Source organism: Amycolatopsis sp. MEPSY49 (assembly GCF_051337345.1).
Classification (GTDB): domain Bacteria; phylum Actinomycetota; class Actinomycetes; order Mycobacteriales; family Pseudonocardiaceae; genus Amycolatopsis.
Genome location: NZ_JBDLYJ010000005.1, coordinates 330,091 through 350,560, shown reverse-complemented (window position 1 = coordinate 350,560; position 20,470 = coordinate 330,091). Strand labels below are relative to the sequence as shown.

The following is a 20,470-nucleotide window of genomic DNA, read 5'->3' as shown; positions in this document are numbered from 1 at the left end:
GCGAGCGGGCCGGTGCCGGTGTGCCGTGGCTCAGGAGGCGCTGCAGCTGACGCTCGGCCAGTTCCAGTTCCCGTTCGCCATGATGGTGACGCCCCAGTTGTTGCCGCTCCCGTTGGGCGTCGCGATGAGGACCTGGCTGCTGGGCCACGTCGCGTTGATGTTCCAGGTGGCGCTGATCCGCTCGGGGCTGGGCACGTTCATCGTGACCGTCCACGAAGACGAGCCGCTGACCGACACGTTGAGGTTGTACCGGTCACCCCAGGACTGCCCGGCCGACAGCGACGCGGTGCAGCTGCCCCCGCCCGGTGTGGTCGGCGTCGTCGTGGGGCCCGTCGGGGTGGTCGTGGGGCCGGTCGGCGTGGTCGTGGGGGTCGTGGTCGTCCCACCGGAGTTGAGGACGTTCAACACCGAGTTGTAGGCGGCCTTCTTGTTCCCGCTGCCGTCGAACAGCAGGGGACTTTCGTTGGAGCGCCAGGAATCGCTGTCCCGCACGCCCCACACGGTGATGCCGACGCAGCGCGCGACGTTCAGGCACGCCTGGGTCAGCGCCGCGTACTGCGAGGTGTTCGCGTTGGTGACGTCGACCTCGGTGAGCGCGACGTCGACGCCGAGCGCCGCGAAGCTGGAGATCGTCTGCTGCAGGCTGCTCGGGACCGAGCTGCCGCCGGTGAAGTGGGCCTGCAGGCCGACGCAGTCGATCGGCACGCCGCGGGACTTGAAGTCCCGCACCATGTTGTACACGCCCTGGGTCTTGCCGTAGTTCCAGTTGTCGATGTTGTAGTCGTTGTAGCAGAGCTTGGTCGAGGAGTCGGCCGCCCGCGCGGTCTTGAACGCGACCTCGATCCAGTCGTTGCCGGTGCTCTGCAGGTTCGACGACCGGCGGCTGCCGTCTTCGTTGAAGGCTTCGTTGACGACGTCCCAGTAGGCTAGTTTGCCTTGGTAGTGCGCCATCACCTTCTGGATGTGGTTGATCATGGCGTTGCGCAGGGAACTGCCGCCCATGTTCTGCATCCAGCCCGGCTGCTGGGCGTGCCAGGCCAGTGTGTGGCCGCGGACCTTGGCGCCGTGGCTCACCGCCCAGTTGTAGATCTGGTCGCCGGCGGAGAAGTTGAACTGGTTCTGGTTCGGCTCGGTCGCGTCGGGCTTCATCTCGTTTTCGGCCGTCACCATGTTGAACTCGCGCGAGGCGATCGAGGTGTAGGTCGAATCACCGAGCCTGCTGCCGGCGATCGCGGTGCCGAAGTACCGGCCGGACTGCGCGGCCGCGGCGCCCAGTGTGCTCGCCGCGGCATCGGCGCCGGGTGCCGTCACCAGGACGGCGGCTGTCGCGGCCACGGTGGCCACCCCGGCCAGTGCCCGGGTGGCGGGGGAGCGCCACCATCTGCTGCGCGGGTCCGACGAACTTCTGGCCATTCGTGGTCTCCTTAACGGCACGCGTCGAAGAAGTTGCTTACCGTCAGCAGAAGAACACGGTGCTTCGCCGCTTAGCAAAGAGTTTCGATCGACTTTCGAGCCCACGTACCCGTGCGAACGACGCGGGAAGTGCCGCCTTAGCCGCGGCGCGCGTCGTCCAGGCGGCGGGCTTCGGCGGCTTGCTCGAACGGGGTGTCGCCCGCCGGGTGGCGGTCGCCGAGCTCGGCGAACAACGCGGCCACCTTCACCGAGTCGTGGTGGGTGGCCAGCTCGGCCAGCTCGGGGTCGGTCGCGGCCAGCACCTGCCGGAACCGCAGCTCGGCGAGCGGGCCGAGCCGGTCGTAGATCTGCAGGAACACCTTCTGGGCCCGGTCGCGGGCCCAGCCGGCCGGCAGCAGCCCGGCGGGCAGGTCCGGGTCGGTCTCCGGGAACCGGCGCCAGTCGACGCGCAGTTCGGTGCGGGTGCGCAACGCCTGCGCCGGGCTGATCAGCCCGGCCTCCAGACCGGTGAGCACCTGCTCGTACCGCTCGACGAACTGCTCGTACTCCCGGGCGAGCGGCTCGAGGTCGAACGCCGCGACCGCCGCGGCCGAACCGGGCACCTCGGTGGCGCGGAAGACCGTGGCGCTGCGCAGTTCGAGCTCCCGCAGCGCGGTCAGCGCGGGTTCGGCCAGGTCGTGGGGGCTGACCCACACCCCGTCGTAGAGGGCGGCGAACCGCAGGACCCGCAGCCGCGACCGGAGTGCCGTGCGCAGCCCGCGGTCCTGTTCCGGCACCGAGAACGTGACCACGGTCCACCGCCCGTCCCAGTCGGGCGCGCTGGTGCCGAAGGTCAGCATCCGGTGCGTGCGCTCGATGATCACCTCGGACGTGCGCGCCGGGATGCCGTACGCCGTCGTCCGGCCGCTGCGCGACACGGTGAGCAGGCCGCGGGCGGCCAGCCGGCGGATCGCCGCCCGCGCGCTCGCCGGGCTGATGTCGAACTCGCCGAGCAGTTGCACCAGGGCGGCCGAGGGAATGTGCTCGTCGCGCCAGTACCAGAAGTCGCCGAGCAGGGACGTCAGCAGCAGCTGGGGTTCGGCTCCCTGCTGGGAGCGGGGCAGTGGCCCTGAGGGCGTCACTGTCATCGCGCGCCTGCCTCTTCCGGGGCTCGGGTCGGCGGCCGGCCAGGGCTGCCCGCCGCGGGTGTCCATGGTGGCAGTGCCGTCCGGCCCGCGAAATCGAGGGGTTGAATCACGCGACACATCATGCGACGATCGGCGCCCAGATAGCAACCAATTGATCCCCGGGTTCCCGCGCCGCCCGCCCGGACGGCCTTCCTCAGGAAGAAAACGACATGGGTTCCTCACTTCGTCAACGCCGTCGAAGCTCGCTCGCCGTGCTCGCCGCCGGCCTCGTCCTGGCCGGGTGCACGGTCGACGACGGCGCGGCCTCGGCGCCCACCGCCGCCGCTCTGGCCGCTGTCCCGGCGCTGCACGACCAGCTGCCGCAGGCGGTCAAGGACGCCGGCGTCCTCCGGTTCGCCGGCGACTCGCACCCGCCGTACCGCACCGTCGGCCCGGACGGCAAGACCGTCACCGGCATCGACCACGACTTCCAGCAGGCGCTCGGCCAGCTTCTCGGCGTGCGCACCGAAACCACCATCGTCAGCGGGCTCCCGGCCGCGCTGCAGGGCATGCTCAGCGGCCGGTACGACGCGTTCAACGGGCCCGTCAAGGCCACCGCCGAACGGGAGAAGCAGTTCGACACCGTCACCTGGATGACCACCCGGACGTCCTATGTGGTCCCCGAAGGGTCGTCGGCGGGCATCAAGCAGGCCGCCGACCTGTGCGGCAAGCGCGTCGCGGTGGTCACCGCCAGCGTCGTGGAGGACCAGCTCGCCAAGCTGTCCGCCTTCTGTGAACGCTCACAGAAGGCGGCCGTGCAGGTGGTCGGGCTCGACGACACGAACGCCACCCTGCTGGCCGCGAAGTCCGGCCGGGCGGAGGCCGCCGGGATGACCCAGGCCGCCGCGATCGACGTGACCACCCAGCAGAAGGGGCAGTACGAATACGTGACGCAGACCGAGGAGCAGGGTGCCACGAAGGACAACCTCGCGCTGTACACCCCGAAGTCCGCGAAGCTCGGTCCGGTGCTGCAGAAGGCGTTCGAGGAGCTGTTCCGCAACGGCACCTACGCCCGGATCATGAAGCAGTGGGGCCTCGACGACGTCACGGTCCCGCAGCCGCTGTTCGACGTGGCCTCGGCGAAATGACCGCCGTGTCCACTGTGGAGGAGACGGCCCCGGCCCGCGACGACGTCGCCGGCGCCCGCGGCCGCTTCCGCCCGCTGCGCTGGCTGTTCGTGCTCGTGCTGGCGGTGCTCGCCGCGCAGCTGGTCGGCTTCCTGGTCGGCAACTCCCGGTTCCAGTGGGACGTCGTGGCGAAGTACCTCTTCGAGAAGAGCGTCATGGCGGGCCTGGGCACCACCGTGCTGCTCGCGGTCGCCGCGATGGTGCTCGGGTCGCTGGCCGGCGGCGTGGTCGCGGCGATGCAGCTGAGCGGGTTCGCGCCCGCCCGGTGGGTGGCGACGCTGTGGGTCGGCCTGTTCCGCGGCATCCCGCCGCTGGTGCAGCTGATCTTCTGGTTCAACCTCGCCTACCTGCTGCCCAAGCTGTCGATCGGCATCCCCTTCGGCCCGGTCTTCGGGACGTGGGACGCCAACACCGTGATCACGCCGCTGACGGCCGCGGTGATCGGCCTGTCGCTGGTGGAGTCGGCCTACCTGGCCGAAATCTTCCGCGCCGGCGTCTCGTCGGTCGACCCCGGTCAGCGCGACGCGGCCCGCGCGATGGGCTACCCGCCGGGCCAGACGCTGCTGCGGATCGTGCTGCCGCAGGCGATGCGCGTGATCATCCCGCCCGCCGGCAGCCAGTTCATCAACGTGCTCAAGGGAACGGCACTGGTGTCGGTCATCGCGATGTCGGACCTGCTGCACTCGGTGCAGGTGATCTACAACCGCACCTACGAGATCGTGCCGATGCTGCTGGTCGCCTGCTTCTGGTACCTGGTCGTGGTCACCGTCCTGACGGCCGGGCAGCGCCGGCTGGAACGCCGGTTCTCGCGCGGCCACCGGAGTGCCCGGTGAGCGCCCCGGTGCTGCGGATCGACGACGTCCGCAAGGAGTTCGGCGCGGTGACCGCGCTGGCCGGGGTGAGCCTCGACGTCCACGAAGGCGAGACGGTCGTGGTGATCGGGCCGTCCGGGTCGGGCAAGTCGACGCTCGTCCGCTGCGCCCACCAGCTCGAGCCCATCGACGGCGGCGCGATGTATCTCGACGGCGAGTTGCTGGGCCACCGGCGTTCCCCGGGCGGCCTGCGCGCGCTGACCGAGCGGCGGGTCGCCGCCCAGCGGCGGCGGATGAGCATGGTCTTCCAGCAGTTCAACCTGTTCCCGCAGTTCACCGTGCTGCGCAACGTGACCGACGCGGCGATCCGCGTCCACCGGCGTGATCGGTCCACTGTGGAGGCCGAAGCGCGCGAGCTGCTCGAGCGCATCGGCCTGGCCGGGCGCGAGGACCACTACCCGCGGCAGCTCTCGGGCGGGCAGCAGCAGCGCGTCGCCATCGCCCGGGCCGTGCTGGTCCGGCCGCGGATCATGCTGTTCGACGAACCCACCAGCGCGCTCGACCCGGAACTGGTCGACGAGGTCCTGGCCGTGCTGCGCGACCTCGCCGCGGCGGGCACCACGATGGTCGTCGTCACCCACGAGATGGCCTTCGCGCGCGAGGTCGCGGACCGGTGCGTGTTCATGGAAGCGGGCCGGATCGTCGAAGAGGGCCCGCCGGCCGAGCTGTTCACCCGGCCGCGGACCGACCGGCTGCGCGCGTTCCTCTCCCGTCATCTGTCCGAAAAGGAAGGTGCTTCGTGATCACTGTCGGCGCTGTCGGCGACCTCATCCTGGACGAGCCGGACCCGGAGTTCTTCCTCGCCCCGGCCGCGCCGGTGCTGCGGGCGATGGACCTGGCGATCGGCCACGTCGAGGTGCCGCACTCGACCACGGCGGTGCAGCAGAGCACCGACGTCCCGGCGCCGCCCGCGGACCCCGCGGCGCTGAAGGCGGTGGCCGAGGCCGGTTTCGAGGTGGTCACCCTGGCGGGCAACCACGTCCTCGACGCCGGTGCCGGCGGGCTGGCCGACACCATCGCCTACTCGCGCGAGGCGGGCATGGTCACGGCGGGTGCCGGGACGAACCTCGCCGAGGCCCGGCGCCCGGCGGTCGTCGAACGCGGTGGCCTGCGGATCGGTGTGCTGTCCTACAACTGCGTCGGCCCGCGCGAGTCCTGGGCGGCCTCCCGCAAGCCGGGGTGTGCGTACGTGCACGTCCTCACCCACTACGAGCTGGACCACGCGAGCCCGGGCGGTCCGCCGAAGATCTACACCTTCGCCGATCCCGACAGCCTCGAAGCGATGGCCGACGACGTCCGCCGCCTGCGGGCCGAGGCCGACGTCGTGCTCGTGGCGCTGCACAAGGGCGTCGGCCACACCCCGGTCGAGGTGGCGATGTACGAGCGCCCGGTCGCCCGCGCGGCGGTCGACGCCGGTGCCGACGCCGTGTTCTCCCACCACCCGCACATCATGCGCGGCATCGAAGTCCACAGAGGACGGCCGATCTTCCACGGCCTCGGCAACTTCGCCACGGTCACCCACGCCCTGACCCCGGGCGCGGGCGTCGGCGCGGACGAGCTGCGCGCGTGGGCCGAGCGGCGGACGAAGCTGTACGGCTTCGCGCCGGACCCGGACATGCCGTTCTTCCCGTTCCACCCCGAAAGCCGCAACACCGCCATCGCCTTCTGCCGCTTCGACGGGACCGGCCTGCGCGAAGCCGGGTTCGTCCCGTGCTGGATCGACGACCAGGGCCGGCCGGTCCCGGTCGGCGGTACGCCGGAGGGCGAGGCCGTCACGAAGTACATCGACGACATCACGCGCGGGGCCCGGCTCAACGGCCGGTTCACCACCCGCGGCACCGAAGTGCTCGTCGATCTCACCGAGGGGGTTCCTTCATGACCGATCAGCCACTGGCCGGCCGTACCGTCATCGACCTGACCACCGCGCTCGCCGGGCCGTACGCGACGCTGCTGCTCGCCGGGCTCGGCGCCACCGTGATCAAGGTCGAAAACCCGGCCACCGGCGGGGATTCGTCCCGCAACAACGCGCCGTACGTCGGCCGCGACGGGCTGAACCTCGCCCGGCGCCACGACGACGACCTGTCGGTGTCGATGCTGCTGCGCGGCCGCAACAAGCTCAGCGTCACCCTCGACCTGAAGAACCCGCGGTCGCGCGCGGTGTTCACCGACCTCGTCCGCGACGCCGACGTGCTGGTCGAGAACTACAGCCCGGGCGTCACCGAGCGGCTCGGCATCTCCTACGAGCGGGTCCGGGAGATCAACCCCCGGCTCGTCTACACCTCGATCAGCGGGTTCGGCGCCCAGGGCGGCCCGGGATCGGGCAAGGCGATGGACTCGATCATCCAGGCGCTGAGCGGGGTGATGATGACCGCCGGCGAGCCCGACGAAGGTCCGGTCCGGTTCGGACTGCCGATCGGCGACCTGCTGGCGCCGCTGTTCGCCGTGGTCGGCACGGTGTCCGCGTTGCTGCAGGCCGAGCACACCGGCGAGGGCCAGCACGTCGACGTGTCGATGCTCGGCGCGCTGACGTCGCTGGTCGCGTGCGAGCCCTTCGACGCCTTCGACGCGGTCGGCCTGCCGCAGCGCACCGGGTCGATGGTGCCGCGGCTGGCGCCCTTCGGGATCCTGCCCGCGCTGGACGGCTACCTCGCCCTCTGCGCGCCGACCGACGCCTTCGCCCACGGGGTGCTGCGGGCGATCGGCCGGCCCGAGCTGGCCGAGGACGACCGCTACCGGACGCGTGACCAACGCGTGCGGGCCGCCGACGAGCTGCACGAGCTCATCCGCGAGTGGTGCCGGGTGCGGCCCCTGAAGGAGATCCTCGCCGCGTTCACCGCCGAAGGGGTGCCCGCGGCCGAGGTGCGGGAGCCGCGCGAGGCCGTGCGGGATCCGCTGGTCCTGGCGCGCGAGGAGGTCGTGCCGCTGCGGCACCCGAAGCACGGGGACGTGGCCGACCTGGCCGGGACCGGGGTGCCGATCCGGTTCTCCGCCGCCCGCGTCTCCCTCGACCGGCCCGCGCCGGGCCTGGGGGAGCACAACGAGCACGTCTACCGCGAGCTGCTCGGCTACACCGAAGAGCAGCTGGCGGAGCTCGTGTCGGAGGCGGTCATTTGAGCACCGTCGGGTATGTCGGTGCGGACGTCCCGGTCGAGCTGATCACCGCGGCGGGCCTGTCGCCGCTGCGGCTGACCGGAAAACCGGGCGAGGACAGCGCGCTCGGCGAGCGCTACCTCGGCCGCGGCGTCGATCCGGTCGCCCGGTCGGTCCTGACGCGGATCCTCACCGGGGACTACGGGCCGCTCGAAGCCATCGTCGTCTCCCGCGACTGCGAGGCGTCGTTGCGGCTGTTCTACGCCCTGCGCGAGCTGCACCGCGTCGAGCCGGCGCCGGGGCTGCCGCCGGTGCGGCTGGTGGACGTCCTGCACCTGCCGCACCACACGACAACTCGGTACGTCCACGCGAAGATCGCCCAGCTGCGCGAGTGGCTGGGGCAGTGGCGGCCCATAGGGGACGACGATCTCGCCTCGGCCATCATCGCGCACGACACCCTGCGGCGGTCGCTCGGCCGGGTCGCCGCCCTGCGTCGCGCGAACCGGCTGAGCGGCACCCGGTTCCTCGAGGTCGTCGCCGCGACCACGGCGTTGCCGGTCACCGACGCCATCGCGCTCGTCGATCGCCTGCTCGTCGAGGACCTGCCCGAGGTCGAAGGGGTGCGGCTGTTCCTCACCGGGAGTTCGCACGACTCACCGGGCGTGTACGAAACGTTGGAGCGCAACGGTTTCCTCGTCGTGGGCGAGGACCACGACTGGGGTGAGCTGCTCTTCGCGCGCACCTGCGCGGCGCCGACGGAGCTCGCGCTCGCCGAGCGCTACCAGCACAACGGGCCGACGGCGCCCCGCGCGTCCATCCGGCAGCGCGCCGCGCACACCGCCGCGGCCGCCCGCGCCTGCGGTGCCGGGATCCTGTTCTCCTACGCGCGCCTCCACGACGACGCTCCGCCGTGGGACTTCCCGGAGCAGCGGGCCGAGACGGGGCTGCCGGCGGTCCTGGCGGAGCGCCAGCCGTACGGCGAGCTGACTCCCGAGGCGCTGGCGGCGCTGGTCCCGGCCGGAGCGGCGGCATGACGGCCCGGCTGGCGTCCGCGACCACCGCGACCGCCTACCAGCGCGAGTGGTTCGCCCGGGTGCGCGCCGAGGGTGGCCCGCTGGCACTGGTGAACGCGGACGCGCCGCAGGAGATCTTCCGCGCGATGGGGATCCCGTACGTGGTCAACCAGTGGTGGGCCTCGATCGTCGCGGCGAAACGCCAGACCCAGCGCTACCTCGGCCTGCTGCGCGAGCGCGGCTACCCCGACTACGTCGAGCAGTACAGCGCCACCTCGCTGGCGTCGGCGTTCGAGGACGATCCCGGCCAGGCGCCGTGGGGCGGCCTGCCGACGCCGTCGATCGTGCTCGGCGAAACCACCGGTGACGCGTCGCGGAAGATCTTCGACGTCTGGGACGCCCAACCCGGCGTCACCTACTACGCCTTGGAAAGCGCGGCGGAGAACGAGGTTCCGGAGCGGTGGTGGGAGCTGATGCCGCACCGCTGGGAGGAGGCGATCGGCAGCGACCGCCTCGACCTGCTGACCGGCGAGCTGACCGGGCTCATCCGGTTCCTCGAGCAGACCACCGGCCGGGTGTTCTCCGAGACCCGGTTCCGTGAGGTGCTGGACCTGGTCAACGAGCAGCAGGAGTGGAACCGCCGCACCCGCGACCTGATCGCCGCCGCCCGGCCGTGCCCGATCGCCGTCACCGACGGCATCCCCAGCGTCATGGTGCCCCAGTGGCACCGCGGCACCGAGTGGGCCCGCGACGCCGCGCGCGCGTTCCACGACGAGGTGCGCGACCGGATCGACGCCGGTGTCGCGGTCTGCCCGGACGAGCGGCTGCGGCTGATGTGGATCGGCCGCGGGCTCTGGTTCGACCTCGACTTCTACCAGCGGTTCCAGGAGTCGCACGGCGCGGTCTTCGTCTGGTCGATGTACCTGGCCATCGCCGCCGACGGCTACTTGCGTTACGGCGACGATCCATTGCGCGCCCTCGCTGCCCGCTTCGCGGCGTTCAGCGACCAGCTGTACACCCCGCCGTGGTCGGCGGAGTGGTACGTCAAGGAAGCGCGCCACCACGGCGTGGACGGCGTGGTCCACCTCGTTTCCGACGACGCCCGCGGCGGCTACTTCACGACTCGTGCCCTGCGCGCGGCGGGCATCCCGGTGCTGGAACTGCACGCCGACAACGTCGACGCCCGCACCGGGGACGGACTGACCGCGCGGATGACCGAATGGCTCGACCGGCTGGTGTGACCGGGAAAGGAGTGCTGTGCGATCTTCACTTCGCCGACGAAGCCGAAGTGCGATCCTCGCGACCGCCGCCCTCGGGCCGGCCGCCGCCGGGTGCACGGTTGGAGCCGGCGACTCCCACCCGCCCTACCGCACGATCGCGCCGGACGGCACGGTCACCGGGATCGACCCCGACTTCCAGGCCGCGCTCGGCCAGGTGCTCGGCGTCAGGACGCGGACCATCGTCGTCGCCGGGCTCCCGGCCGCGCTGCAGGGCATGGAGGCCAACCGGTACGACGCGTTCAACGGGCCGGTCAAGGCGACCGCCGAGCGCGAAAAGCAGTTCGACACGATCACCTGGATGACCACCCGCACCGCCTACGTGTTCCCCGCCGATTCGACGGCCGGGATCGCGCGGGTCGAAGACCTGTGCGGCAAGCGCATCGCGGTGGTGACCGCGAGCGTCGTCGAAGAGCAGTTGAACAAGCTGTCCCGGTTCTGCACGGACACCAAGCGGAAGGCGACGCGGACCGTCGGCCTCGACGACACGAATGCCACGCTGCTGGCCACCCGCTCGGGTCGCGCGGACGCCGCGGGGATGACCGAGGCCGCGGCGATCGACGTGACGCAGCGGCAGGGCGCGAACAAGTACGTCACGCAGACCGAGGCGCAGGGGGCGACCAAGGACGACCTGGCGTTGTACGTCCCCCAGTCGTCCGGGCTGGGCCCGGTGCTGCAGAAGGCGTTCGAAGAGCTCTCGAGAACGGCACGTACGTCGGGATCATGTCCCGCTGGGGGCTCAACCAGGTTTCGGTCCCGAAGCCGGTCTTCAACGCGGCCACCCCCCGCTGATCGTCCGGAAAGGACATATGATGGCTTTGCTCAAACCTGCTCTCGTCGCCGCCGCGACGGCTCTGGTCGCGGTGACCGCGGCGGTCGTCGTCCCCGGCTCTCCCGAAGCGGAAGTCGCGGCCCCGCCCGCGCCGCCCGCGTCCACGGTGTTCCACCCGGTGGTCCGCGAAGCCGCGGCCAAGACAGGGAACTACGCCGCCGAGTACACCGTCTACCGGCCCGCGGACCTGGATCGCGTGCCCGGCCGGCTGCCGGTCGTGGTGTTCGGCAACGGCGCGTGCCGGCACACCAGCAACGACGAGCTGCTGACCCTCGAGACGCTGCTGGCCGCGCACGGCTTCGTCGTCGTGGCGGTCGGCGGGTTCGACGAGCCCGCCCTGACCGAGAACGGCAGCCCGGAACCGGCGGTCATCACCGACGCGATCACCTGGGCGCAGCGGGAGAACGACCGCCGGGGGAGCGAACTGCGGAACCGGCTCGACACCCACCGGATCGGTGTCGCCGGCCACTCGTGCGGCGGCATCGAAGCCCTCGTCGCCGGAGCGGATCCGCGGGTGAAGTCGGTGCTGTCGCTGGACAGCGGGTTCTTCGCCGACGGCACCCTCGGCTACGGCCGCGAGAACCTGCGGAACCTGCACACCCCCACGATGTTCGTCGACGGCGGCCCGGACGACGTCGCCTACCCCAACAGCGGGGCGAACTACGACCTCGTCACCGTCCCGGCGGTCCACGCGACCAACCCGGCCGCGGGCCACACCGGATTCGTCTACGGTCAGCGAAACGGTGACCCCGACCCGAGCGTCCGCGAGGAAGCCGTCCGGGTCCTGGTCGCCTGGTTCGACTTCACCCTCAACGGCAACCGCACCGCGCGGGGCTACTTCCTCGGCGCGGACTGCGGTCTGTGCGCCACGCCGGGCTGGACCGTCACCAGCAAGAACTTCTGACAGGAGCAGCAGTCATGGGCAGCAAGCTCACCCTTCTGGCCGCGGTCGCGGTCCTCGTGGCCGGGCTTCCCGCCACCGCCCACGCGGCGGAAGCCGGGAAACCGTGCCCGGAGCCGGTCGCGGCCGCGAGATGCGCCGACGGGCAACTGACCGACGGCACGCCGTACACGTTCGCGAAACCCGTACGGTGGAACGGTTCCGTGCTGGTCGACCTCGACTTCGCCGCGGGCGGCCTGGCAAGCCCGCTCACGAAGAGCCTGCTGGACCGCGGCTACGCGGTGGGCGGCACCACGCGCGCGATCAGCAGCTGGAACATCGCGCGGGCGATCGACAACCAGGCGGAGGCGCTCGGCCGGTTCGAAGCCGCGTTCGGCCGGGCCCGGTACGCGATCGCCGAAGGCCGGTCGATGGGCGGCATGGTCGCCGCCGGCGTCGCGCAGGTGCACCCCGGCCGCTTCGCCGCGGCCATCCCGATGTGCGGCGGCCTCGGCGGCGCGGTGGGGCAGTGGAACCAGAAGCTCGACACCGTCTTCACGCTCAAGACGCTGCTGTTCCGCGATTCGGCCCTGCCGGTCACCGGTATCCCGGCCGACGTCCCGGGGACGCAGCAGCAGTGGCTCTCGGCGACGGCGTCGGCCCAGGCCACGCCGGCGGGCAAGGCGCGCATCGCCCTCGCGGCGGCGATCGGCCAGCTGCCGGGCTGGGGACTGGCCCCGGACGGCTCGGCGACCCCCGTCCCGGACGACCGCGACGCCGACGGCGTCGAGCAGGGCGCGTTCCTGGCCCTCGCCGGCGGTCCGCTGCCGTACCTCGGGCAGGCGGTCAGCAGCCGGCGGACGATCGAGCAGCTGTCGGGTGGCAACCCCTCCTGGAACACCGGGGTGGACTACGCACGCCAGTTCGCTTCTGCGTCGCCGAGCCTGCAGAACGCCGTGCGCCGGCTGTACTCCCGCGCGGGCCTCGACCTGCGCGCCGACTTCGCCCGCCTCGCCGCGGAACCCCGCATCTCGGCCGATCCCGCCGCGGTCCGCTACCTGGAGCGGGGCATCGTGTTCACCGGCGACCTGCGGATCCCGGTGCTCACGGTCAACGGCACCGGCGACCAGATCTCCACGGTGGCCCAGCAGCAGTCCTACGGCGCACTGGTCCGCCAAGCGGGCAACGAGTCCCTGCTCCGGCAGACATACGTCCAGACCGCCGGGCACTGCACCTACACGACCGGCGAACAGCAGGCGGCCGTCGACCGCATGCTGACGCGGCTGCGCACCGGGCACTGGCCGGACACTTCGCCCCGGACGATGAACGCGCTGTCGGTCGCGGCGGACGGGGTGGAGGGACGCTACCTGAGCTACGTCCCGCCGCGGTTCAACCGGCGCTATCCGGCGTGAGCCGCCTTCTTCCGGCGGCGACGCACCACGAAGAACACGATGGTCAGTACACAAAGGACGATCACGAGCACCGCGGTCCACGGAACGGCCGGCGAGTGCGCGGTGTCGTCCACACCGGACAGCGGAGCGGTCGAGCCGGCCGCGTCGGTGAGCAGCGGAACGAGACTGACCGTCCCGGCCAGGTACAACGCGGGTGCCACGCCGTGGACGGACGCGGTCACCTGCCACGTTTCGCCGGGGAGCAGCGGTGGTGAGTCGGGAATCGGGCCGGCGGTCACGGGCAGGCTGCCGAACGGGCCGGTCACGGTGGCCGACTGCCGGGCCGTGACGACGGCGTTGCCGCTGTTGCGGATCGTGTAGGCGAGGGTCGCGTCGCCCGTGCCGAGCGGGTTGACCGTGCCGGAATACCGGACGTCCAAGTTCTCCACCGCGAGGGCCGGCCGGAGGTCGCCGCCCACGCGCAGCCGGATCCGGAGGCCGACTCGTCGCTCCACGTCGCCTCGGGTGAGGGAGGCGAGGATGCCGCCCAGGTGATCACCGGGGGTGGCGTCGGCAGGAAGCGTGAGGGTGAACGGCACCTGCGCCGACTGTCCGGGTTGGACGGTGACGTGGTCCCGGCCCGGGCGCACCCACGCGCCGACGCCGGTCGACGGCTTGTCCTTGGCCAGCAGGTCGAGCTGTCCGGAACTCGTGGTGAAGGCATCCGCGGCGTACACGGCGAGGTCCAGCGGGACGGAATCGTGGTTGGCGATCACCAGGCCGTCGTCGATGTGGTCGCCCGGAGCCGCCGTGTAGCTGTAGTCGTCGCGGCCGGTGCCGAAGTCGTTGGCGGCTGTCGACACCGTCCACGGCGTTTCCTGTGCTTCGGCGGGTGCGGCGACGGCGAAACCCAGGACGGCGGCCAGCAGGGTCGCGGCGGCTCGGGTGATGGCGTGCATGGGGCGTCCAGTCGATGAGGGCCCGCGTGGGTGGAACCGGGGTTCCACCCACGCGGGATGCGATCAGTTCAGGGCGGTGATGGTGCGCCCGGGGCCGGTGGCCGGCTGCTCGAGCCAGCACGGCTTGCCCGGCCCGGGCGACCTGCCGCCGCCGTGGCCGCGGTAGGGGTGGATGACGACCTTGTCCACAGTGGACCCGACCGGCTGCGCCGGGGTGGCGCCGCTGTCCGGTCCGCACCAGGAGACCTTGCCCAGCTCGACTGCCGCGTTCGGCGCGGCGCAGGTGCCGCTGCGGAGGTTCTGCACGACGAGCTTGTCGTCACGCACCTGCACCTTGACGTAGGTGCGGACGTGCTCCTGGTTCTCCACCGAGTTGGCCCAGTGGTGGTCCGGGTTGAGCGGGTCGGGCCCGTAGGCGGGGTCCTGGCTCGTGTCCGGGTCGGTCAGGTCGTAGTACTTCGAGCCGGACGCGGAGTTCGCCGTCACGTAGACGACGCCGCCGGGGCCCTGGGTGACCTGGGGCGCGCCGGGCTGCTCATCCGGGTTGGCCTTCTGGCCGTTCTTGATCACGTAGCTGCGCGAGTAGCTGTGGTCGTGGCCCTGCAGGACCAGGTCGACGCCGAGGTTCGAGAACGCCGTCGGGAAGTCCTGGCGGCGCTGCTGGTTGTCCTTGTCGTTGGCGTGGTCGGCGGGCGAGTAGATCGAGTGGTGGTAGACCAGCACGGTGTACTTCGCCTTGCGGCCCTGGTTCTTCACGACGTCGGTGACGTACCCGATGTGGGCTTCGTCGGCACCGGTGGCGTAGGCGTTGCTGTTGAGGTCGATGAACAGCACGTCCTTGTACAGGTACCAGTAGTCGCCGCCCGAGCGGGTGCTCGGGTCGCCGTTGTAGTACGCCGCCGAGCGGTCGGTGTTCGGCGTCCAGAAGTGCTGCTCGTAGGCCTTGCCGCCGACGTCGTGGTTGCCGATGGTGGCCGCCCACGGGTACTGGCGCAGCTTGTCGGAGCCGAGGAACGCGTCCCACTGCGTTTCGGTGTTGGCGCTCTCGACCTGGTCACCGCCCGAGACGAGCAGTTCGGCGTCCGGGTTCGCGCCGAGGGCGACGTTCAGGGTGTCGGCCCACCCGGCGCCGTCCTTGGCGACGTTGCCCGACGAGCCGATCTGCGGGTCGCCGAAGAACAGGAAGTCGAAGTCGCCGCGGAAGTCCTGGGTCTTGAAGGTGTACACCGGCGACCACGTGCTGCCCGAGCCGACGCGGTAGGAGTAGCCGGTGCGCTGGCGCAGGCCGTCGATCGTGGTGTGGGCGTTGAAGCCGCCGTTGACGCTGTTCGCGGCGACGGTGGCCGGGAACGTCTGGGCGTTCTTCGGGAACTGGCCGTGCTTGATCTGGTTCGTCGGCGCGACCTGCACGACCTGCTTGGCGTCGGACGAGGCGTACCAGCTCACGACGCGCTGGGACTCCTTGGCGCCGACGCCGAGGATGACGCCGGACAGCGTCACGGGTGTGTCGGCGGCGGCCGCGGTGACCGGGCCGGTGCCGAACGCCACGGCGACGCCCAGGGCGGCCGCCGCGATCGTTCTCGGGAACTTCATCGAGTTTTGTCCGTTTCGGGTCGGGAAAGCGGGATGAGGCGGTGAGAGCGTCGACGCTCTTCATGTGGGACAGGTGAACTGAGCCGGGACAGCGGGTTGCGTACGCCCGAAGAACTCAGCCGCCGGCCACCCGCTGCACGAACCAGGTGAGCCCCACCACGGACACGGCCGCCGCGATCGCGCCGGTCGTCCAGCGCGGCGCGGCCGGGGACCGGCGGCGCAGCACCGCTAGCAGCGGGAAGACCAGCGCGATGATCGCCAGCTGCACGGTCTCGATCCCGAGGTTGAACACGAGCAGCGACCAGAGCAGCGTCCACGACCAGGCGGCGTCGATACCGAGCGCCGACGCGAAGCCGAGCCCGTGCGCCAGACCGAAGCAGAAGACGACCCCGAGGCGGATCCAACCGGCCTTGTCGAGGCTGAAGTGGCCGTCGTCGGCGAGCTCGCCGGCCGGCGAGCCGCGGCGCCACATCCGCCACAGCGGCCACGCGGCGACGACGGCGATCGACAGCGCGATGAGCGGCTCGATGATCTCGGCCGGGACGTGCACGAGACCGAGCGCGGCCAGCACGAACGTGACGGAGTGGGCGAGCGTGAACGTCGTCGCGGCGAGCACGATCTCGCGCAGGCGGCGGGAGCCGGCGATGAGCGCCAGCAGGAACAGGATGTGGTCGAGCCCGGTCAGCAGGTGCTCCGCGCCGAGCCGGAAGAACTCCCGGAACCGCTCGGTCCAGGCCTGGTGGGTGGAGAACGACGGCTGCCGCGCGTCCAGGGCGGCGCTGCCCGAGGCCAGGTCGAGGTGGTAGGTGAGGATTGTCTTGGTGTCACGGACGTAGCCCTCGGCGTCCCCGAACAGGGTGCCGGTCACCTCGTGGGACTCGGCTGCCGGGCACCGGTAGTCGAGGGCGAGCCGGGTGTAGGGCACGCCGTCGCGCTGTTCGATGCCGAAGTCGCCGTCCTGGGTGGGCGTGCAGGCCTGACCCGCCGCGGTGACGCGGAACCGCTCGCTCACGTACTTGGTGACCGTCGCCGCGTGGGCCCGCAGGGCGGCGGCCTGACCGGCGGGGTCGCGCGCTTCGAACGCCGCGGTGCCCTGCCGGAACAGCGGATCGTCGCGTTCGGCGTCCGCGGCGGACACGACGAGCAGGTCGTACTCGAGGCCCAGCACGGCGCGGACGTGCCCCGGCTCGGGAGACGTCAGGTCGGCGTAGACGGTCGACGAGAAGCCGTGGGCGGAAGCGGGTGACCCGCTCAGCGTGAGTGCCACGGCCGCGAACGCGGCGACGGCGAAGGCTTGGGTGAGACGGCGGCGCATGTGTCCTCTTTCCGGTCGTCCCGCAGACTGCTGGCACCAGGCGAACGCACGGCGAACAACCGGCGACGGGATGCCGACGGCCGTCGCACGGGACGGGACGTGGGGTAGGAAGAGGCGACTTCTCCCTCCCGAAAGGACGATCAGCGTGCGTTCGCGTCTGTGGACCGCCGGCGTGGTGGCCGCGCTCGCCGTCGTGGCCGCCGGCTGCGGTTCGGCCGACGACTGGTCGGGACCGCACCCGAAGCCGGGCCCGATCGGGGCGCTCGGGCCCGGCTTCGTCACGGCGTCGCCCACGCCGGAGGCGACGGTGACCCCGAGCCCGGGCTCCTGGGACGCGGTCCGGCCGTCGCCCGGGTACCGGGTGGTGCTGCTGAAGGCCGGCGACGACGCGCCGAGCCGGACGTTGGCGGCCGCGGTGACGAGCTGGGCCGCGCAGGAGCAGGTCAGCCTCAAGACCGTCGAGGCGCCCGGAACCGGCCGGTTCACCGAGAGCGTCAGCGAAGCCGTGAAGCTCGCGCCGGACCTCGTCATCAGCACCGGCAAGGACCTCGTCGACGCGCTGGCCCTGGTCACCGCCAACCACCTCGACCAGCAGTTCCTGGTCCTCGGCGCCGAGCTGGCCGAACCCACGGCGAACGTCACCGCGGCCAACTGGCCCGGCGCCTCCTTCCGCGGCGAGGGCCTCGGCACGTCGACGGGCTACGACCCGGCGTCGTTCACCCCGGACCGCGCGTCGGCGGCGCTCCGGGCGGGCGTCGCGAGTGTCCTGAACGGGCTGACGGGCATCGTGATCCGGCTGGCTTAGCCGGGTTTCCGCCGCCGGGGCGCGGGTACCTGCGGCGGATGGCGAGAAGACGCGACGAACTCGAGCGCATCGCGGCGGAGAAGTTCGGCTGGTCCCGGCTGACCGGCGAGCAACTGGCGGCGATGGAGCACGTGATGGCCGGCCACGACGTCCTCGCCGTGCTGCCCACCGGGGCCGGCAAGTCCGCGATCTACCAGGTGCCCGCGCTGCTGCTGGACGGCCCGACCCTGGTCGTGTCGCCGCTGATCGCCCTGCAGAACGACCAGATCGAGGGCATCGAGGACAGCCGCGCCCCGGCGGCCGTCGCGCTGAACTCCGCGCAACGCGCGGCCGAGCGCAAGCACGCGTGGGAGGCGCTGCGGGCGGGGGAGGCCGAGTACCTGTTCCTGTCCCCGGAGCAGCTGGCCTCCGACGAGGTGCTCGGCGCGGTCGCCGAGCTCGGCGTCTCGCTGTTCGTGGTGGACGAAGCGCACTGCGTCTCGGCGTGGGGCCACGACTTCCGGCCGGACTACCTGCGCCTGGCACCGGTGATCGAGCGGCTGGGGCACCCGCGCGTGATCGCGCTGACGGCGACCGCCGCGCTGCCGGTCCGCACCGACATCGCGGCCCGGCTGGGCCTGCGCGACCACCGCGAGGTGCTGGCAAGCTTCGACCGGCCCAACCTGCGCCTCGGCGTCGACCCGCTGCCGGACGACGACGACCGTCACCAGGCCGTCCTCACCCGGACGCGCGCGCTGACCGAGGACCCCGCGACCCGCCCCGGGCTGGTGTACGTCACCAGCCGCAAGGACGCCGAAACGTACGCGGGGGAGCTCGCCGCGGAGGGCGTCCGGGTAGCGGCGTACCACGCCGGGATGAAGGCGGCCGACCGCGAGCGGGTGCACGAGGAGTTCCTGGACGGCGACCTCGACGCGGTGGTGGCGACTTCGGCGTTCGGCATGGGGATCGACAAGGCCGACCTGCGGTTCGTGCTGCACGCGTCGGCACCGGAGTCGCTCGACACGTACTACCAGCAGATCGGCCGCGCCGGCCGGGACGGCGAACCGGCGGAGATCACGCTGTACCACCGCCCGCGCGACCTCGGCCGGCAGAAGTTCTTGACGGCGGCGAAGGCGCCCGAGCAGGCGATGACGGAGGTGGCCACCACCCTCGCGGAGCACGACGAACCCCTGAAGCCGGCCGAGCTCGGCAAGGAGGTGACGGTCTCGGCGGCCCAGCGCACGCGGGCGCTGAACCTGCTGGAGCAGACGGGATCGGTCGTCGTCACCCCGGACGGCCGCCTGGAACAGTCCGATGTGGACCCCGAGGAGGCGGTCGAGCGGGGCGTGGAGGCCGCCGAAGCCCACCAACGGCTGACCCGGTCCCGGATCGAGATGATGCGCGGCTACGCCGAGACGACCGGCTGCCGCAGGCAGTTCCTCCTCGGCTACTTCGGCGAGCAGCTCGAGAAACCGTGCGGCAACTGCGACACGTGCATCGCCGGCACGGCTCAGATGCCGTCGCCCGGCGATTTCCCGGTCAACAGCGTGGTGGAGCACGCGGAGTGGGGCCGGGGCATCGTGATGTCGTCGGACGAAGACACGGTGACAGTCGTGTTCGACGACCACGGCTACAAGACGCTGTCGGCCCCGGCGGTCCGCGAACACGGGCTGCTCACCACGGTCGACGGCACCGGTGGGCCGCGGGGTTGATCCGAAAGCTTACTTACTTGTAAGTTAGCTGCATGACGACCTTCCAGGCCGACGTGGCCGCCGCCGATCCGGCCGCGGTCCGGGCGTTCAGTGACCGGTGGGCGAAGGCGTGGAACGACCACGATGCCGACGCCGTGGCCGCGATGTGCGCGGACGACCTCGTCTACGACGAACCCGCGGTGGGCCGCACGGTCCACGGGCCGGATTCGATCCGCGAGTTCGTGACGCGCATGGCGCGCGGCTACCCGGACTACTCGTTCACGCTCATGGGGTTGTACGCCGAGGTGACGCGGCGCGCGGTGCTGGTCGCGTGGCGTTTCACCGGCACGTTCGCCAAGACGGGCCGCCGGGTCGAGTTCCACGGCGACGACCGCTTGGAGCTGGGGGACGACGGGCTGATCCACGCCTATCGCTGCCTGTACGACAACAAGTTCGTGCTGAGCCAGCTCGGCGGCGCGGCGGAGCAGGGGTGAGCGACGGAGGCCGTGCGCGCCTGCCCGCCGCGGCGCGCCGGGCGGGGATCATCGAGGCGGCCGACGCCGAGTTCGCCGTGAACGGGCTGGCGGGTACGCGGCTGGAAGCCATCGCCGGCCGGGCCGGGATCTCGCACCCGCGGATCGTGCAGATGTTCGGCTCCAAGCAGAAGCTGTTCCTCGACGTCGTCCACGCCGCTTTCGACCGGATCGAGGCCGCGTTCGAGGGCGCCGAGCCGACACTCGTGGCGCTCGGCACCGCGTACGTCCGGCTCCTGCAGCGTGACCGGACGGTCGGGCTCGTCGTGCTGCAGGGTTACGCGGCGGCAGCCGACGAGGAGGTCCGGGAAGCGGTGCGGCGCCGTCATCTGGGTCTGTTGGATTCGGTGGCCCGGTTGACGGGGGCGGACGCGTTGCAGGTGCGGACGTTCTTCGCCACCGGTCTCGTCCAGACGGTGTCGGCGGCGCTGGAGCTGCCGGGGCGACGCGCTGACACGGCGTGGAGCGGGTGGATCCTCGGACTCGCCGATCCGGCCGGCCCGGCAACGACAGCTGGATGACCGCCGCGGAACC

18 protein-coding genes and 1 pseudogene are annotated in these 20,470 nt (G+C 71.7%); 14 read left to right on the top strand and 5 right to left on the bottom strand.

The features are described 5' to 3' along the window. Nucleotides 1-30 precede the first annotated feature (30 nt). The gene (locus ABFJ78_RS24720) at nt 31-1,413 is read right to left on the bottom strand and encodes an endo-1,4-beta-xylanase (RefSeq protein WP_436388726.1); all 1,383 of its coding nucleotides are present in this window, start codon (nt 1,411-1,413) and stop codon (nt 31-33) included. A gap of 137 nt (nt 1,414-1,550) precedes the next feature. Beyond that, a complete protein-coding gene (locus ABFJ78_RS24715; RefSeq protein WP_436388725.1) occupies nt 1,551-2,540 on the bottom strand; it encodes a PaaX family transcriptional regulator in 990 nt (329 codons plus the stop codon). A gap of 209 nt (nt 2,541-2,749) precedes the next feature. On the opposite strand from ABFJ78_RS24715, the gene ABFJ78_RS24710 reads away from it, so the two are divergent. The 10 genes and pseudogenes from ABFJ78_RS24710 to ABFJ78_RS24665 all read left to right on the top strand — a co-directional run bounded on the left by ABFJ78_RS24710 (nt 2,750) and on the right by ABFJ78_RS24665 (nt 13,082). Then, complete coding sequence (locus tag ABFJ78_RS24710) at nt 2,750-3,667, top strand: transporter substrate-binding domain-containing protein (RefSeq protein WP_436388724.1); 918 nt, start codon at nt 2,750-2,752, stop codon at nt 3,665-3,667. Then, nucleotides 3,664-4,539 carry an amino acid ABC transporter permease gene (locus tag ABFJ78_RS24705; protein ID WP_436388723.1) on the top strand — a complete coding sequence of 292 codons (876 nt, stop codon included), beginning with the start codon at nt 3,664-3,666 and terminating at the stop codon, nt 4,537-4,539. Before ABFJ78_RS24710 ends, ABFJ78_RS24705 begins: the two co-directional genes overlap by 4 nt. Then, on the top strand, nt 4,536-5,321 hold the full coding sequence (locus ABFJ78_RS24700; RefSeq protein ID WP_436388722.1) for an amino acid ABC transporter ATP-binding protein: 786 nt from the start codon (nt 4,536-4,538) through the stop codon (nt 5,319-5,321). Before ABFJ78_RS24705 ends, ABFJ78_RS24700 begins: the two co-directional genes overlap by 4 nt. Beyond that, nucleotides 5,318-6,457: a CapA family protein gene (locus tag ABFJ78_RS24695; RefSeq protein ID WP_436388721.1), complete on the top strand. Its 1,140-nt coding sequence runs from the start codon at nt 5,318-5,320 to the stop codon at nt 6,455-6,457. Before ABFJ78_RS24700 ends, ABFJ78_RS24695 begins: the two co-directional genes overlap by 4 nt. Then, a complete protein-coding gene (locus ABFJ78_RS24690) occupies nt 6,454-7,692 on the top strand; it encodes a CaiB/BaiF CoA transferase family protein (protein WP_436388720.1) in 1,239 nt (412 codons plus the stop codon). The genes ABFJ78_RS24695 and ABFJ78_RS24690 overlap by 4 nt, the downstream gene beginning before the upstream one ends. Further along, on the top strand, nt 7,689-8,702 hold the full coding sequence (locus tag ABFJ78_RS24685) for a 2-hydroxyacyl-CoA dehydratase (RefSeq protein ID WP_436388719.1): 1,014 nt from the start codon (nt 7,689-7,691) through the stop codon (nt 8,700-8,702). Before ABFJ78_RS24690 ends, ABFJ78_RS24685 begins: the two co-directional genes overlap by 4 nt. Next, nucleotides 8,699-9,922: a 2-hydroxyacyl-CoA dehydratase gene (locus tag ABFJ78_RS24680; protein WP_436388718.1), complete on the top strand. Its 1,224-nt coding sequence runs from the start codon at nt 8,699-8,701 to the stop codon at nt 9,920-9,922. The genes ABFJ78_RS24685 and ABFJ78_RS24680 overlap by 4 nt, the downstream gene beginning before the upstream one ends. Before the next feature lie 16 nt (nt 9,923-9,938). Then, nucleotides 9,939-10,493, top strand: a pseudogene (locus tag ABFJ78_RS24675) (transporter substrate-binding domain-containing protein); the annotation flags it as partial. A 277-nt stretch (nt 10,494-10,770) separates the two neighbouring features. Continuing rightward, nucleotides 10,771-11,694: a poly(ethylene terephthalate) hydrolase family protein gene (locus ABFJ78_RS24670; protein ID WP_436388717.1), complete on the top strand. Its 924-nt coding sequence runs from the start codon at nt 10,771-10,773 to the stop codon at nt 11,692-11,694. Nucleotides 11,695-11,708: 14 nt separating this feature from the next. After that, nucleotides 11,709-13,082 (top strand): hypothetical protein, encoded by a 1,374-nt coding sequence (locus ABFJ78_RS24665; protein WP_436388716.1) that lies wholly within the window; start codon nt 11,709-11,711, stop codon nt 13,080-13,082. Here the strand turns inward: ABFJ78_RS24665 and ABFJ78_RS24660 are convergent. The 3 genes from ABFJ78_RS24660 to ABFJ78_RS24650 form a co-directional block, all read right to left on the bottom strand. After that, nucleotides 13,070-14,020, bottom strand: a complete 951-nt coding sequence (locus ABFJ78_RS24660) for a WxL protein peptidoglycan domain-containing protein (protein WP_436388715.1) — start codon at nt 14,018-14,020, stop codon at nt 13,070-13,072. The two genes, ABFJ78_RS24665 and ABFJ78_RS24660, sit on opposite strands and share 13 nt — an antisense overlap. Before the next feature lie 63 nt (nt 14,021-14,083). Next, a complete protein-coding gene (locus ABFJ78_RS24655) occupies nt 14,084-15,613 on the bottom strand; it encodes a fibronectin type III domain-containing protein (RefSeq protein ID WP_436388714.1) in 1,530 nt (509 codons plus the stop codon). A 115-nt stretch (nt 15,614-15,728) separates the two neighbouring features. Then, the gene (locus tag ABFJ78_RS24650) at nt 15,729-16,928 is read right to left on the bottom strand and encodes a HupE/UreJ family protein (protein ID WP_436388713.1); all 1,200 of its coding nucleotides are present in this window, start codon (nt 16,926-16,928) and stop codon (nt 15,729-15,731) included. 145 nt (nt 16,929-17,073) lie between these two features. Here ABFJ78_RS24650 and ABFJ78_RS24645 point away from each other — a divergent pair, with 145 nt between their 5' ends. The 4 genes from ABFJ78_RS24645 to ABFJ78_RS24630 are packed head-to-tail and all read left to right on the top strand — an operon-like array spanning nt 17,074 to nt 20,457. Next, nucleotides 17,074-17,733 carry a hypothetical protein gene (locus ABFJ78_RS24645; protein WP_436388712.1) on the top strand — a complete coding sequence of 220 codons (660 nt, stop codon included), beginning with the start codon at nt 17,074-17,076 and terminating at the stop codon, nt 17,731-17,733. Between the two features lie 38 nt (nt 17,734-17,771). Beyond that, nucleotides 17,772-19,424, top strand: a complete 1,653-nt coding sequence (locus ABFJ78_RS24640; RefSeq protein ID WP_436388711.1) for a RecQ family ATP-dependent DNA helicase — start codon at nt 17,772-17,774, stop codon at nt 19,422-19,424. Between the two features lie 32 nt (nt 19,425-19,456). Further along, nucleotides 19,457-19,897, top strand: coding sequence for a nuclear transport factor 2 family protein (locus tag ABFJ78_RS24635; RefSeq protein ID WP_436388710.1), 441 nt, complete (start codon nt 19,457-19,459; stop codon nt 19,895-19,897). Beyond that, nucleotides 19,894-20,457, top strand: coding sequence for a TetR/AcrR family transcriptional regulator (locus tag ABFJ78_RS24630; RefSeq protein WP_436388709.1), 564 nt, complete (start codon nt 19,894-19,896; stop codon nt 20,455-20,457). The genes ABFJ78_RS24635 and ABFJ78_RS24630 overlap by 4 nt, the downstream gene beginning before the upstream one ends. Nucleotides 20,458-20,470 lie beyond the last annotated feature (13 nt).